Source organism: Corallincola holothuriorum, from assembly GCF_003336225.1.
Lineage (GTDB): Bacteria > Pseudomonadota > Gammaproteobacteria > Enterobacterales > Neiellaceae > Corallincola > Corallincola holothuriorum.
The window spans coordinates 1-14459 of record NZ_QPID01000008.1; the positions used below are offsets into that span (position 1 = coordinate 1).

The window sequence follows — 14459 nt, forward strand, 5'->3', positions numbered from 1 at the left end:
ATTAAGGATACGTTCGTATAGTGTTCGCTGATCCATGCACAACTTTAAGCTAAGAGATGAGGCCTTAAATGATGCACAGGTTCAAAGAGTTAAGAAAGGGTGACCCACCAAAAAACGCGAAGGGCCACAAATTTACAATGCTGTCTGAGATCTCAGGTGATCGATTTAACAAAATGTTATGCCCCTTATTTCAGAGGATTTTGTGACCTGACTGATAAAAGCAACAGGAACAGTGGGTTAAGATGTTAACTCTAAATTATTGAAAAGTAGGATAGGGGACAGGTAGGGATAGGTATACATGTACCCCTTATCCAGATAGGTTCCCCGTGTATATCTGCTTAGCGTTAGAATTTCAATCAAATATGAGTGTTTACCTATGACAAAAGCTGGCAAATTATTTGAACTATCAATCAAAGATGCAGAGGGATTACTGTCTCGTTTTGATAGTGAAAAAAACTCTGAAATAGAGCAGAACCCTGAAGCCTTGAAAAGAGCAGGGATAGTAATGGCATTAGCAGCTTGGGAAACATACGTAAAAGATCGATTCAAAGAAGAAATTAAAGTTTGGCTAATAAATATTAATGGCAGCCCTTTAGGAAACTTTGTGCAAAGACGAGTCGATGAAGATTTAAAGCGTTTCTTTAATCCTAATAGTGCAAGAATCAAACTGTTATTTAGGAGTTATTTTGAAGTTGATATTACGAGTTCTTGGAAATGGGATAATTACCATCCTCCACAAGCGAGACAAGCGCTTAATGAGCTAATATCAAAGCGTGGTGATGCTGCTCATCAAGCAAATACAGACCCAGAAAAGCCACACCTTATAAAAAGAGATGAATTAGAAAAAGCCATTCGTTTTATTAAAGGGCTTGTTCTGGCAACTGAAAAATTTAGCATCACTAAGTAAATTCTAACAAGAACTTCAAACGGAACAAAAACAGTTGGTTAGGTTCCGCTTCGCTACACATTTTAACCAACTGTTTTTGTCCGCTTAAGTGGGTGTTAGCCTAGGAGGATAAATTGAGAACAATTGAATTAGGGATTGTATATAAACCTTTTCCAGAAGAGCTTGATGAAATTACTTTAGCAGTCTCTAAGTTAACTGGTTTAACGCCTTCGGAAGAAAAGTTATTTGGCTTTGCTGGGCCAAATGATGTAGTTCAGATTATTCTTGATGCAGCTTCGTGGGCCTTAGTTTTGAAAGGCACTGTAGCATTCCTCGGAGGAAAGTTTTTATCTAGTTATATTTCAGAGCTAGGGAAACATGCAGCTTTAAAAACTATCGAAGTCTTTCAAGAAAAAGAATCAAACTCAGAGTCTAATATTGACGCCGATTCCTTTATGGAACTGGTTGTTGCAATTAAAAAATTACGAGAGAAAGGGCAGACTGTAACCATAGCTGTTAAGTTGCCAGATACTCCTAGAAACGCTGGATTTATTATAGAAACAGATAATCCTCGAGATATAGCAAGACAAATTTCGTTTATAGCTATCCATACCGAAGAAATTCAGAATAGCTATCAGGCTATTATAAACAAAGGCGGTAAAGTACCTCGTACCGGTAACAATCCAGACATGAGCCTTAAGATAGAGTTATTAGAGAATGGCGATGTGACGTTTTTAGGAGAAAAATTAAAATTAGACCGAGAGGCCTAGTATCAAGTTTGAAGTGCAACAGTAGCGGTTAGTGTTCATTGAATACCTCTTCAGGTGTTTTGTAGCCTAATCGTTTTCTCGGACGGTTGTTCAATCGCTTGGCGATAGATTCACAGTCTGCTTGCGTTACTGATGCCATCGATGTGCCTTTAGGCAGGTATTGCCGTATCAGGCCGTTGGTATTTTCATTAGTGTAAAAGATAAAAGGACACCCACTCTTGTAAAAGATCAAGAGACCAAGGACATCCACTCGACGTTGACAGTTCTAGGTTCGTTTTCTACGCTTTTTGAGTGATAAATAAGCAAGGAAGCTGTTATGACTCGCCCCCGCTCAGAGCTGGTATCGCCAGCCGATACGCCTTACTACCACTGTGTTTGCCGCTGCGTTCGCCGTGCTTTCTTGTGTGGCGAAGATAGATTTACCAACACGGACTACAGCCACCGTAAGGCTTGGGTGTTAGAGCGCTTAGCCCTGTTAGATGAAGTCTTTACCATCGAATTGTGTGCTTATGCGGTGATGTCTAATCACTACCATCTGGTGGTGCATCTCAACCCTAAAAAAGCCGAACAGCTTACTGACAGTGAAGTCTCTGAGCGCTGGGCCAAGTTGTTTACCTGGCCAATCATGGTCGGGCGTTACTTGGCGGGAAAACTCACTACGGATGCTGAAAAGCAGGTTGCCATCGACACCATTCAACAATGGCGTGAACGCCTTTCAGATATCTCTTGGTACATGCGTTGCCTGAACGAACATATCGCCCGAAAAGCCAATGAAGAAGACCAATGCAAGGGACGAAATAAAAGGACACCCACTTTTGTTTGACGAGTTTTTAATCCGCTTCTACGCTTTTGGCTAAGATATCTGAAAGCAAGGAAGCTGATATGACTCGTCCCCGCTCAGAGCTGGTTTCACCCGCTGATACGCCTTACTACCATTGTGTTTGTCGCTGCGTTCGCCGTGCTTTCTTGTGCGGTGAAGATAGATTTACCAACACCGACTACAGCCATCGTAAACAATGGGTATTAGAGCGTTTAGCCCTGTTAGGTGAAGTTTTTACCATTGAGCTTTGCGCTTATGCGGTGATGTCCAATCACTACCACCTGGTGGTACATCTCAACCCCAAGAGGGCTGAAAGCCTGAGTGATACTGAAGTAGCTGAGCGCTGGGCCAAGCTGTTTACCTGGCCAATAATGGTTGGGCGCTATTTAGCAGGAAAGCTCACTACGGATGCTGAAAAGCAGGTTGCCATCGACATCATCCAACAATGGCGTGAACGCTTGTCTGATATCTCTTGGTATATGCGTTGCTTAAACGAACACATTGCCCGTAAAGCCAATGAAGAAGACAAATGTAAGGGCAGATTCTGGGAAGGAAGATTTAAGTCCCAAGCCATTCTGGATGAAGCTGGGCTGTTGGCTTGTATGACTTATGTAGATTTGAATCCACTGAGAGCAGGAGTTGTCGATACACCGGAACAGTCCGTCGATGTGTCAATTCATTAGCGCTTAAAGCAATATCAACAAAGTAGTGAGAAACAGACGCAACAACATTCAAGCGAGAAAACTAGCAGCGACACACCTAAAACCCCTTTACTGCAAGATTTCTCAGGCAATCACCACCAAGATAGGACTGACGGTATTCCGTTTAGCTTCGCTGATTACCTTGAACTGGTTGATTGGACGGGTAGGGCACAACGAAAAGACAAACGCGGCAGTATCCCCAAAGACACACCACCTATTCTGGAACGCTTAGGTTTAGACGCAGAAACCTTCATTGCTGCCATTCAAAAGCAAAATCTGTCACGCGGCACCGTGATTGGTAATCCCACGAGTAGAAAACGCTATGCGCAAGCCAACGCGAGAAGCCGAGTATATGGCCCAGCGTTAACGCCACCGACCGGCTAAACCGAAACGCACCTCTTTCGTCAATGCATCATGCTTCATTCTCCCTGGGGAAGAGGCTGGTGTGTCTTGCTTTTTGTGGTTCAGCTTCAAATCGTAAAACACCCCTAAAAAATAGTCAGTTAACAAGTCTCAAGTCATATTTTTAGCTCAATGACTATTGAATTCTGATTGCTTAAAGGTGATTCTTCATACGTAGTAAGAAATGGCTGTCCTTTCTAGCTTTTTTTTGGGCGCGTTATAGGTCCTGTTATCAAAGGCGTTAACTCTACGGATAATTAATGCACCTGAATGAAGAAAATCACAAAGAAGCTGAGAATGCTTTAAAAGACGTACTATATATGTTCGTTGATGCAATAGTGCAGAGTGGTGATTTTTCAGAGCTGGAATTAGGTAAGTTCGACCCGTTTAGCTTCCTTGAAGTTGAAGGAAGTTCTGGTAAAACTATTTTCCTTACGGGCGGCGAATGCGACTTGCTAATGAAAGGTGCTGCTGTGGCCCTTCTCTCTTTGATAGCAGATGTGTATTTCGATGATGAGTGCCACGCCGTAAGTGAAAAAGACAAAGCTGAAAATGGAATTATGCCTAGCTTCATCACGAGCAAAGGGCAGCTAAAGCTTCCAGAACACTACGGCTATTTGATAGAAATTTACGACGTATATAAAAGCAAGAAGTTCATAATGGACCCTTATATTGAAAAAGCGTTTGATGCCGCGTTTTCAAATGAGATTGAATTTTACAGTGCCATGAGAGAAGTTTTGGAAAATGTCATTAAAACTTGTTTTACAACCCTCTCACGGTTCAAGAGTTAACAAGCGCAATCACGCGGACCAATTTTCCGCTGCGCTCCAAATTGTCCGGTGTTGCGGGCGTTAGAGCAAATATGCATCCATACACATTCATAATCTCTCTTCGAGCTAAGCATCCTAAGGATGATCTGGCATTTATGAGTGAATTGATTGAAAAGCAGCCTAGTGTTAGCTGGGTTGCTGGTGAAGAAAGAAAAACTCCTAAAGGCACCTCAATCGGCGGTACTCGACCAAATAGCTATTGGGTTACTCGGTTAACTGAAGAGGAAACGGACTCAGAAACGTGGCAGTTAGAAGATTATCTTGAAAAAATATACAAAGAACTCACGCCAAAATTTGCATCTTTCGCATCGTTCCATGAATCTGGTGGCAGACTAGAGTTATATGTCTCCCTTTACGGTGCGAGGAATTTCGGGCTTATCTTTAGTCCTGATTTGCTTTCTCGTTTTGGTGCGGCAAATATAGAGCTGCAATTAGATATTTATCCAGAGCAATGAAAAGCCCTAACAAAAAGTTCAACAACGCTCGTTCCTCGCTCGGACGCGCTAAAAATAAAAGACACCCATTCCACTATATTTTTAGCTCAATGACTATTGAACTCTGAGTGCTCAAAGGTAATTCTTCATACGTAGTAAAAGATGGCTGTCCTAGATGGCTGCTGATTGCAGTACCAAGCAAAAAGAATAAATACCATGGAAGATAAAATCGATCCAAAAGAGCATAGTGTTACGCCATCACTGTTTAAAGAGTGGCGCTCCCCGCGCTTTGGGAATTCAAATCCCCAGAAAATTGAGTCTACTGTGTGGGAGTGGTTAGTGCGTTCAAAATTGTGTGGTTATTCATCGACACAGAAGATGGATGGCCCTTCTCCTTTCGACGAGGGCCCGACATGGAGTTTTGACCGTTTTGGACAAACAAAAACTGAACTTCCCGATGGCCGCATCATTTACATAGGGGGAGAGCATGAAGATCATTATGATCCTGACTTCTATATCTATAACGATGTAATCGTCGAGCATCCAAATGGAGAGTTCGACTTCTATTGCTATCCAAAAACCGACTTTCCGCCGACAGATTTTCATACTGCAACATTAGTTAGCAACAAAATAGTGCTGATCGGTAGCCTTGGATATCCACAAGAAAGAGTAGAGGCTTCTACTCAGCTTTATCTACTTGATCTGGATGATTTTAAAATTAGTCCGATTAACAGTAGCGGTAAATCGCCCCGTTGGATTCACTGCCATGAAGCTACTCTCGATCCAAACCAAACTTTCATCACCATAACAAAGGGGTTGGTTGAAACTGGATTGGACTCGCCTCTGAGAGAAAACATCGATGACTGGAAGCTGGATATAGAAAGTTGGACTTGGCAAAGGCTGACTGATCGAAAATGGCCCCGCTGGGAGCTAACTAGAAAAGATAAAGCCAGAAACCATATTTATGATATTCGGCAAGCGCTATGGAGCCACGAAGTTAACTGGAAGGAACACCACGAAGAGGACATGGCGAGATTGGAGAAAGCCATGGGGTTCAGCGTTGACTTCAACCTGGTTAAGGCGCTTTACGATTTTGATTTTACTCATGAAAGCCTTGTTGAGGATGAAGAAGAACACAATGTTTATTGGATATACGTTGATGGTGTTCGAGTTCGATTTGTCGAAGAAAGATACTGTTTGAACGTCACAGTTGAAGGCTCGCTTAGTAACCAGACTCTAACCTCCATGAGAGAACAACTCATCTCGAGTCTTAATGAATTAGAAAGAGCAACATGGGTACTTAAAGAGTTAAAGGAAACCTAACCTATGGATCCAAAAACAACGGACTGATTAAAGCGATGCTTATTACGTTGTCCATTCTGTTCATCTACATCGTGCTGTTGGATCGCAACGTAGCTGAGGATTTTTTCACTCAGGTGAGCAACACTCATTAGAGGATGAGAACAGATTTATACGTCAGCAGCAGGATCTGCAAAGCGCTGAGTATCAGACTTACAACCTGAGATTTGACCAGTACCAAGATGAATTGGCGTATCAGGCATTCGCCAAAGATGGCAGGCAGTGACTAATCCTCTCTGCTCGTTTTGACACCGAATGGTCAACCTCTGTTGGAGTTCAGAGTTCTTTGTCAGCATTTGGGTTCTATGTGGCTCCATTAACGCCTTGTAACACGATCGCTTAAGGTGTTTGCTTAGCTCCTTTCGCTATGAAGTCTAAGCTTGCAAGCACTGGTCGCTAGCCGCTTCAGGGACGTTCTCGCCTCGCTGTGGTCTCGCTTAAAACCGCGCTAGCCCCGTTCGCACGGCACCACTACCCCTGACAACCTCTCCGCAAACCCATATGATGATTGGCTTACCGCATTATTGAGTATCATCATGTTTTCCTGGCTTTGGCAGTTTGTTAAGTTCTATAAAACCCGTTTGGCGATCGCCATTGTCGCCTTGGTTTTTACCTCGGCGTTGACTCTGTCTTTAGGGCAGGGCATTCGTTTGATGATTGATAATGGCTTTGGTGCTGAATCCTATGACGGTCTGGCTTCAGCGTTACAAGTCACTTTGCTGATTATTGTGGGCCTGGCCATTGGCGCTTATTTCCGATTTTTTATGGTGTCCTGGATCGGTGAACGGGTGGTCGCGGATATTCGTCGCCAGTTGTATGGCCGTTTACTGAAACTGCCACCGAGCTTTTTTGAAGATAATCTGGCGGGTGAAATTCAAAGCCGTGTCACCACGGATACCACCCTGCTGCAAACCGTGATTGGTTCCTCTTTCTCGTTTGCGCTGAGAAACACGCTCACTTTCTTGGGCGGCATCACCCTGATGTTTATCAGTAACGTTAAGCTCAGTCTGGTGGTGTTGGCGGTGGTGCCGTTTATTGTGTTCCCACTGATTGTGATTGGTCGCAAGGTAAAGCGTTTATCTAAAGACAGCCAAGACAAGGTAGCCACGGTAGGCGCTTGGGCCGGTGAAAGCTTGCAGCATATTAAGGTGGTGCAGGCATTTACCCGCGAAGCGTTAGTTAGCCAGCAATTTGCTGATGGTGCAGAAGGTGCCTTTCAAACGGCGTTACATCGTATTCGTTATCGCGCGTTTTTGATTGCCTTGGTAATGATTATGGTGATGGGGGCTGTCACCGTGATGTTGTATATCGGAGGGACCGATGTGCTGGCGGGAAACCTGTCTGCCGGTGATCTTTCGGCCTTTGTGTTTTACGCCATTATGGTGGCCGGTTCGCTTGCCGCCGTGACCGAAGTTTATGGTGATGTGCAGCGTGCCGCCGGTGCTGCCGAACGCATACGTGAATTGATCGCGACCGAGCCGGATATTCAAACCCCTGCACAGACTCAGCAAGTGGACTTCGCCAAATCTGGACCGTTGATTTCCATTCACGATTTGGCCTTTAGCTACCCATCGCGCCCAGATCAAAAAGCGTTGGATGCTTTTAATTTAGATATTCAGCAGGGTGAGCGTATCGCTTTGGTGGGGCCGTCAGGCTCGGGTAAATCGACACTGTTTGATTTGCTGCTGCGGTTTCGTGATCCGCAAGTCGGCGGTATCAAGATTCAGGATACAGACATCAGAGATATGGATCTGGAAAGTCTAAGGGATCTGTATGCATTGGTGCCTCAGCAGCCGGTGCTGTTTAGCGCCAATGTGGTGGATAATATTCGGTTTGGGAAACCGGATGCCTCACAACAAGAAGTAGAAGCGGCAGCGAAAGCCGCCCATGCCCACGATTTTATTTTGGAGCTGCCTGACGGCTATCACAGCTTTTTGGGTGAGCAGGGCGTGAAACTGTCCGGTGGGCAAAAGCAGCGTTTGGCCATTGCCCGCGCTATTTTGGCCGATCCTAAGATCTTGTTGTTGGATGAAGCCACCAGTGCGTTAGATGCCCAGTCAGAGCATCTGGTTCAGCAAGCGTTGAATGAGTTAATGAAAGAGCGTACTACGCTGATTATTGCCCATCGCTTGGCGACTGTGGCCCATGTCGACCGCATTGCGGTGTTGGAACATGGCAAACTGGTAGATGTGGGCAGTCATGACCGCTTGTTGCAGAGCTCGCCTTTGTATAAACGTTTGGCGGAGTTGCAGTTTAGATCTCATGAAACGGTGAAAAGCGCGATTTGACCCCACAACATGATGTTTGAGTGTCGTGGCGGTCATCTCTCTCTGTTTCATGCTTTTCGTTTCACGTTTTAGCATGTGAATGATTTAAAAAATTAAAACCATATAATCAGTTGGATTATTTTCTTTTTGCGCATATTGATATTAAGGGTTTTTAAATGGAGTTAATAGATACATACATATCTAAGTTTGAAGAATGCTTGAAAATTGTTGACTATGGTTCATCCGAAAAGAAGAGAGACACAGCATTCTTAATGACATTAACTATGGTTAATGCGAGTGGGCTAACTCGGGAGAAAAGAAATGCGATATTATTTGATTTGGCATATTACGCTGTAATAAAAGAAGAAATAATAACAAACCTCAAAGATGAGGTGTCGGAAAACACATCTTTATCAATAAACTACTCACCTTTTGAAGGTGTGATGGTCTTTCTAAGCTCTGAATCATACCTAAATATAGATACCATCAGCTATATATGTAATGAATTGAGTTCGGAATATAAGAAATATAGTGGTGGATCCTGCATGAACGATTGCGTACACAATGTTGCGTTCTATGGATTTAATTGCGCAACATTAGACAATTGCCTTAGTGCAGCGAAAAAAGCCAGAAAAAAGTAGTTTTGATGGCCAATCTTATCTGTTTAATTCATTGGTCTTTTTAGTGTACAGTCATAAAAATACCAGCGACTAACTCTTCACTTTTCTCCTCGCGGGTACAGGTGCCACGGTAAGGCGAGCCGCAGGATATTATCTGTGGTTTAGGTGTTAAATTTTAGGGAATATCATGCGTGTAGTTTTTATTCTGTTATTTGTATTGCATTTAAGTGGTTGCGTAGGGTTAGCGGTTGGCAGTTATGGAACTTTCGAAAATAAGAAAGAAGACTTTACGGTCTCCTCTGAACGTAACAAATTTGATTTTGGTGCACGTAAACAAGCGTACACCCAAGAGCAACTCATTGAGTTGTGGGGTAATCCTGATGATAGCTACACCGAAGGAAAATGCACTGTCCTGTCATACCATGATGGATATAACTGGTCTGGTGTGGGTGCTTTTGTATTTATTATCCCTATCCCGTTAGCGGTACCGAGCGGAAATAATGAAACCAAACTCTATTTCATTAACAATCAAAGTGTTGCAGCAACCACTGAGTATGGTGAAGTCATTGGAATGTTTGGCTACATGTGTGGCAGTAACGAGTGCGGTTTCAACGCTGGCCCCGTTGATTCTGATAAGGCGCGTAAAGTCTCCGTTGATTGGTGCAGTTAAGATCGAACATGCACAGGCGTTATTAGGTAAGGCGATGTTGAAATTACGTCATTTCGAAAATCAGGATCTAGAACTGCTTGTCGAGTACCTAAACTGCGATGACGTAGTGAGATACCTTAGCACTGTCATTCCTCAGCCATACACAGATGCTGATGCGAAGTGGTGGATTTGCGAAGGCAGCAAAGCTGACTTTGTTCGGGCTATTGAAGTTAATGGTGTTCTGGCTGGCTGTATTGGCGCACATCGAAAACAAGCTGAGTTCAGTAAGTCAGCTGAAGTTGGTTATTGGCTGGCTAAGCCCTTTTGGGGGCAAGGCTTTGCTACTGAGGCACTGAATCTGTTGGCTCGCGAAGTCAGCGAAACTACTGATATCGTTCGTTTACAGGCAATGGTGTTTGAGGGGAATGCCGCGTCACTGGCAGTACTTAAGAAATCAGGGTTTACTGCAGAGGGCTATCTTCAAAAAGCTGTCTACAAGAACCGTCGTTTTTACAATGCGCACCTGCTTGGCAAAGTTGTCTCATAACGAGCTAAGTCATCAATCTATCTATTTAAAAGCCAGGCGCGTAGGAATAGCAGATGAACGCGGTCTGAATGTTATTTTTGCCGTTTATCTTACTTAGTTGCCTCGCTGTTTTGTATAGATGTTTGGCTATTGGGCGTAAGTGCTCGGTATGACGTTCGCCCCTGAAAATTAGGCTAGTCTAATTAAGCGACTCGAAAGATAGCGCAAGCTTGTTGGCGTTTGGTCGTTGAGTGATTAGGCCAACGTGCTATCAGCGACCGCTGCTGGGAGAGAATGATGAAAGGCCATTTATACCGTTTCACCATTGAGCACATAGAAGACAAGCAAGGCAACTCGCTTGCGTTAAGCCCGTTAACCTTTGAGGCAAGAAATCACGACGATATTTTGAATATCGTTGAAGTGATGAAGGGCAAAATGGCCCTTGATGAAACAGATGCCACGGCGTTTGCCGTCGGATTAAAGCTATTTGGCGAGGTGATGCTAAAAAATAGTAAAAATGAACTGTTCAAACAGTTCCGGCCTCACCTTAATAACTTTATGAAAGAGCTGAAAAAAACATAACAGCGCTGTTTGCCAATTGAGCCGCTTAGCTATGCTGTTGCGCTAAAATAGCTTGCTGATTATTACCGCAGCAAAGGCGAACGATCTGGTGACCAAAAGCAGGTAGAGGCCATGCCAGCTTACACTGATGGAACACTGCTTTTTTGTGCTCTCTGACTTATGTTGTTATCAACATTCCACACTAAAACCGAGCTGAATTAGGGGGGCGTTCGACTAAAGTCTAATCCTCTATTCCTGCCTACTACGACCAAAGTCCAATACCGCAATCCTTGCTGCACGCCTAACTTTTGTTGCTATCAACGCGATAACTCCGAATTAACACAGGGAGCCGGGTATGGCAGATAAGCAGAATATGGCGCTGGTACACCCCAGCCAAGAGATCCTCGACAACGCGCTCGTTAAGAACTACGACGAGCTGTATCAGTACTCGATTGAAAACCGCGAAGCCTTCTGGGCTGAGCAGGCTGAAACATTGCGTTGGATCAAGCCGTGGGACAAGGTGTTAGATAATAGTAACAAACCTTTTTACAAATGGTTTACAGGTGGCGAAATCAACATTGTTGATAACGCCATCGACCGTCACTTGACGGGTGAAACGCGGAATAAACTGGCGATTATTTGGGAGAGCGAAGCGGGGCAAGTTCGTTCTTTTTCTTACTATGCGTTGAACCGTGAAGTGAGCCAGTTTGCCAACGTGCTGAAAAGCATGGGGGTGCAGAAGGGCGATATCGTCACTATCTACATGCCGCAGATCCCTGAACTGGTTTTTGCCATGCTGGCTTGCGCCAAGATAGGTGCGGCGCATTCAGTGGTGTATGGCGGCTTTAGTTATGAAGCGCTGGCGGCGCGGATCGAAGACGCAGAGAGCCGGGTGCTGATCACGGCTGATGGTGGTTTCCGTCGAGGTAAACCGATTGATCTAAAAGCGATCGCCAATGAAGCGATGAAGCGTTCGCCGACAATCGAAGTGTGTATCACGGTACGTAATAACGGTATTGACGCCGAGATGGAGTCGGAGCGGGATTTTTGGTACCACGATTTGCAAAGTTTGCCGATTGCGTCGCCCAAGTGTCCGACTGAGCCGATGGATGCCGAAGATCCGCTGTTTATTCTCTATACCTCTGGCACCACGGGCAAACCAAAAGGGATGTTACATACCCATGGTGGGTATGCCGTTTATACGGCGACAACACACCGGATGATGTTTGATATCAAGCCTGGTGATCGCTACTGGTGTGCGGCTGATCCCGGGTGGATCACCGGCCATAGCTATATCGTGTATGCGCCACTAATTAATGGCGCCACGGTGATGATGTATGAGGGGGCACCGAACTATCCCTACCCGAATCGCTGGTGGCAGATGGTGGAGAAATACGGCATCAATATTCTCTACACATCACCAACGGCACTGCGTGGACTGATGCGCTTTGGTGACCGCTGGCCGCAGCGTCATGACTTGTCCAGTTTGCGTTTATTGGGCTCGGTGGGTGAGCCGATTAACCCGGAAGCGTGGCGTTGGTATCACGAGGTAATTGGTGGCGGTCGTTGCCCGATCATTGATACCTGGTGGCAGACCGAAACCGGTGGCGCGATGATCTGCCCGCTGCCGATCACGCCACTGAAACCCGGATCGGCCACTAAGCCTTTCTTCGGCAATGAGATTGGGATTGTTGATGATGAGGGTAACGAGGTACCTGCTGGGGAAGAGGGCAAATTAGTTATTAAGAACCCATGGCCGGGGATGGCGCGCACCATCTATAAGGATGATGCCCGCTATGCCGAGCTGTATTGGGGCGATTACGGCGATAAGGATTACTACAAAGCAGGGGATTCCGCCAAGGTCGATGAGGATGGCTATCTATGGATCATCGGCCGCATGGATGAGGTGATTAAGGTATCAGGCTATCGCTTGGGTACGGCGGAAATCGAGAGTGCGTTGGTCAGTCATCACAGTGTTTCTGAGGCCGCAGCTATCGGTTTACCCCATGAGATCAAAGGTAATGTGATCCATACCTATGTGATCTTGAAAGAGGGCGTGACGGCAGACAAGCCGCTTGCGCAAGAGTTAAAGGAGCATGTCGCTTCTGAGATTGGCCGAATAGCCATGCCGGAAGAGGTGAGCTTTGTTGAGGCGCTACCCAAAACCCGTTCAGGCAAGATCATGCGTCGTGTTTTAAGGGCGCGGGCGCTGGGCCAGGATGAGGGTGACTTGAGCACCTTAGAAGAGTGAGTTTCAGCCGTGGGCGATGACCACGGCTTTTTATTATAAGAAAAGAAGCACTTACATGCTGGTTGAACAGGTGGTCCAGCCAGCAATATGACGAAATAGAAAGGAGCATATAATGAAAAATTCGTCTCTAGCCACAGCGGTGGCAATTGCCTTGTTAAGTGGCTCTGCCAGCGCGGCAGTCAAGCTGCAAACGCTCGGTGATGCGCTGGACCAAACTGAGTTTTCATTTGGTGGTTACATCAAACTGGATTCGTTCTGGAGTGATTATAGCGACGGCAAGTTGTCGTCAAACAATATTGGTCGTCAGTTTTATGTGGCGTCGACTATTCCTGTTTGTACTGATCCAAATGGTTGTGATGACGGTGACACCACCATGGACGCACATGCCAGAACCACCCGCTTTAATTTCAGTACTGCGACTAAAGTAGATGAGCACACCATTAAGACCTTCCTGGAGATGGACTTCATGGCGACGCCTGGCGGTAACGAGCGGGTTTCCAGCAGCTATGAGCCGCGTATACGTCACGCATTTTTCACCTATGATAATTGGTTATTTGGTCAGACTTGGACCACCTTCCAAAATACGGCGGTACTGCCGGAAGCAGTAGATTTCTTAGGGGTGTCAGAGAGTACCGTGTTCGCCCGTCAAGCGATGGTGCGTTACACCATGGATAACTGGCAGTTCTCGTTGGAAAACCCAGAAACCACCTATACACCTTATGCTGGTGGCTCAGATCAACCAGGTGGCGGTCGAATTGATAGCGACGATAGCATGCTGCCTGACGCTATCGTGCGTTATAACATGAGCACCGATTATGGCAGTTACTCGCTGTCTGGTTTAGTTCGCCAATTGAAATACGATACTGACGGGCAAGACGATACTGATGTCAGCTATGGGCTCTCGTTTGCCGGTAAAGTGCCATTGGGTAAGGATGATATTCGTTTCATGCTGACCGGCGGCGCTGGGTTAGGACGCTATGTGGGTTTGAACTTTATCAACGGTGGTTCGATTGATGACAGTGGTAATCTGGAGGCGATTGACAGTGTTGCAGGTTTTGTCTCCTACCGTCATTGGTGGAACGATCAGTGGCGCTCCAATTTCTACGGTGGTGCCATCTCGGCAGACAACGATGAGGACAATACCGGCATGTACGCGAATAAGTCGTCATACAGCGCCCATGCTAACTTGATGTACTCACCTGTGCCAAAACTCACCTTTGGCCTAGAGCTGATGTACGCCGAGCGTGAACTGGAATCCGGTGATAAGGGTGACATGACCCGCCTGCAATTTGGCGCTAAGTACGCGCTCTAAATGAGCTAACTATCTCTTAGTTGTATCAAAGCGATACCAAGCCCTGTGCTTCGTATCGCTTTTTCTTAGGC

The 14459-nt window shown here is 45.5% G+C and carries 14 protein-coding genes and 1 pseudogene; 14 read left to right on the forward strand and 1 reads right to left on the reverse strand.

Annotated features, from left to right (window positions below; genetic code table 11):
- The first annotated feature begins 376 nt into the window (after window positions 1-376).
- Together DU002_RS13060 and DU002_RS13065 are read left to right on the forward strand one after the other, a co-directional pair.
- Complete coding sequence (locus DU002_RS13060) at window positions 377-907, forward strand: HEPN domain-containing protein (protein WP_114338847.1); 531 nt, start codon at window positions 377-379, stop codon at window positions 905-907.
- Window positions 908-1020: 113 nt separating this feature from the next.
- Entirely contained in the window at window positions 1021-1656 is a 636-nt protein-coding gene (locus DU002_RS13065) for a hypothetical protein (RefSeq protein ID WP_114338848.1), read from the forward strand.
- 28 nt (window positions 1657-1684) lie between these two features.
- Here DU002_RS13065 and DU002_RS13070 read toward each other — a convergent pair.
- Window positions 1685-1849, reverse strand: a pseudogene (locus tag DU002_RS13070) (transposase); the annotation flags it as partial.
- A 123-nt stretch (window positions 1850-1972) separates the two neighbouring features.
- Between DU002_RS13070 and DU002_RS13075 the strand changes: the two are divergent.
- The 12 genes from DU002_RS13075 to DU002_RS13130 all read left to right on the forward strand — a co-directional run bounded on the left by DU002_RS13075 (window position 1973) and on the right by DU002_RS13130 (window position 14388).
- Window positions 1973-2479, forward strand: coding sequence for a transposase (locus DU002_RS13075; RefSeq protein ID WP_114338849.1), 507 nt, complete (start codon window positions 1973-1975; stop codon window positions 2477-2479).
- Window positions 2480-2538: 59 nt separating this feature from the next.
- Window positions 2539-3159, forward strand: a complete 621-nt coding sequence (locus DU002_RS19445) for a transposase (RefSeq protein WP_199405245.1) — start codon at window positions 2539-2541, stop codon at window positions 3157-3159.
- A gap of 680 nt (window positions 3160-3839) precedes the next feature.
- On the forward strand, window positions 3840-4370 hold the full coding sequence (locus DU002_RS13085; protein ID WP_114338850.1) for a hypothetical protein: 531 nt from the start codon (window positions 3840-3842) through the stop codon (window positions 4368-4370).
- 134 nt (window positions 4371-4504) lie between these two features.
- The gene (locus DU002_RS13090) at window positions 4505-4864 is read left to right on the forward strand and encodes a hypothetical protein (protein ID WP_158538058.1); all 360 of its coding nucleotides are present in this window, start codon (window positions 4505-4507) and stop codon (window positions 4862-4864) included.
- Between the two features lie 195 nt (window positions 4865-5059).
- The gene (locus DU002_RS13095; protein WP_114338852.1) at window positions 5060-6166 is read left to right on the forward strand and encodes a hypothetical protein; all 1107 of its coding nucleotides are present in this window, start codon (window positions 5060-5062) and stop codon (window positions 6164-6166) included.
- A 572-nt stretch (window positions 6167-6738) separates the two neighbouring features.
- Window positions 6739-8490: an ABC transporter transmembrane domain-containing protein gene (locus tag DU002_RS13100; protein WP_114338853.1), complete on the forward strand. Its 1752-nt coding sequence runs from the start codon at window positions 6739-6741 to the stop codon at window positions 8488-8490.
- A 155-nt stretch (window positions 8491-8645) separates the two neighbouring features.
- A complete protein-coding gene (locus tag DU002_RS13105; RefSeq protein WP_114338854.1) occupies window positions 8646-9110 on the forward strand; it encodes a hypothetical protein in 465 nt (154 codons plus the stop codon).
- Window positions 9111-9276: 166 nt separating this feature from the next.
- Window positions 9277-9759, forward strand: a complete 483-nt coding sequence (locus tag DU002_RS13110) for a hypothetical protein (protein ID WP_114338855.1) — start codon at window positions 9277-9279, stop codon at window positions 9757-9759.
- Window positions 9743-10285 carry a GNAT family N-acetyltransferase gene (locus DU002_RS13115; RefSeq protein ID WP_233496498.1) on the forward strand — a complete coding sequence of 181 codons (543 nt, stop codon included), beginning with the start codon at window positions 9743-9745 and terminating at the stop codon, window positions 10283-10285. The genes DU002_RS13110 and DU002_RS13115 overlap by 17 nt, the downstream gene beginning before the upstream one ends.
- 276 nt (window positions 10286-10561) lie before the next feature.
- Window positions 10562-10846 (forward strand): DUF3861 domain-containing protein, encoded by a 285-nt coding sequence (locus DU002_RS13120; RefSeq protein WP_114338856.1) that lies wholly within the window; start codon window positions 10562-10564, stop codon window positions 10844-10846.
- A gap of 334 nt (window positions 10847-11180) precedes the next feature.
- A complete protein-coding gene (gene acs, locus DU002_RS13125; RefSeq protein ID WP_114338857.1) occupies window positions 11181-13076 on the forward strand; it encodes an acetate--CoA ligase in 1896 nt (631 codons plus the stop codon).
- A 112-nt stretch (window positions 13077-13188) separates the two neighbouring features.
- Window positions 13189-14388: a DcaP family trimeric outer membrane transporter gene (locus DU002_RS13130; protein WP_114338858.1), complete on the forward strand. Its 1200-nt coding sequence runs from the start codon at window positions 13189-13191 to the stop codon at window positions 14386-14388.
- The last annotated feature ends 71 nt before the right edge of the window (window positions 14389-14459 follow it).

Excerpts from the sequence above, each read along its gene's own strand:
- DU002_RS13085 (WP_114338850.1), top strand. The coding sequence starts at position 3,840 with ATGCACCTGAATGAAGAAAATCACAAAGAAGCTGAGAATGCTTTAAAA.
- DU002_RS19445 (WP_199405245.1), top strand. The coding sequence starts at position 2,539 with ATGACTCGTCCCCGCTCAGAGCTGGTTTCACCCGCTGATACGCCTTAC.
- DU002_RS13095 (WP_114338852.1), top strand. The coding sequence starts at position 5,060 with ATGGAAGATAAAATCGATCCAAAAGAGCATAGTGTTACGCCATCACTG.
- DU002_RS13100 (WP_114338853.1), top strand. The coding sequence starts at position 6,739 with ATGTTTTCCTGGCTTTGGCAGTTTGTTAAGTTCTATAAAACCCGTTTG.
- DU002_RS13090 (WP_158538058.1), top strand. The coding sequence starts at position 4,505 with ATGAGTGAATTGATTGAAAAGCAGCCTAGTGTTAGCTGGGTTGCTGGT.
- DU002_RS13105 (WP_114338854.1), top strand. The coding sequence starts at position 8,646 with ATGGAGTTAATAGATACATACATATCTAAGTTTGAAGAATGCTTGAAA.
- DU002_RS13110 (WP_114338855.1), top strand. The coding sequence starts at position 9,277 with ATGCGTGTAGTTTTTATTCTGTTATTTGTATTGCATTTAAGTGGTTGC.
- DU002_RS13075 (WP_114338849.1), top strand. The coding sequence starts at position 1,973 with ATGACTCGCCCCCGCTCAGAGCTGGTATCGCCAGCCGATACGCCTTAC.
- DU002_RS13120 (WP_114338856.1), top strand. The coding sequence starts at position 10,562 with ATGAAAGGCCATTTATACCGTTTCACCATTGAGCACATAGAAGACAAG.
- acs (WP_114338857.1), top strand. The coding sequence starts at position 11,181 with ATGGCAGATAAGCAGAATATGGCGCTGGTACACCCCAGCCAAGAGATC.
- DU002_RS13060 (WP_114338847.1), top strand. The coding sequence starts at position 377 with ATGACAAAAGCTGGCAAATTATTTGAACTATCAATCAAAGATGCAGAG.
- DU002_RS13130 (WP_114338858.1), top strand. The coding sequence starts at position 13,189 with ATGAAAAATTCGTCTCTAGCCACAGCGGTGGCAATTGCCTTGTTAAGT.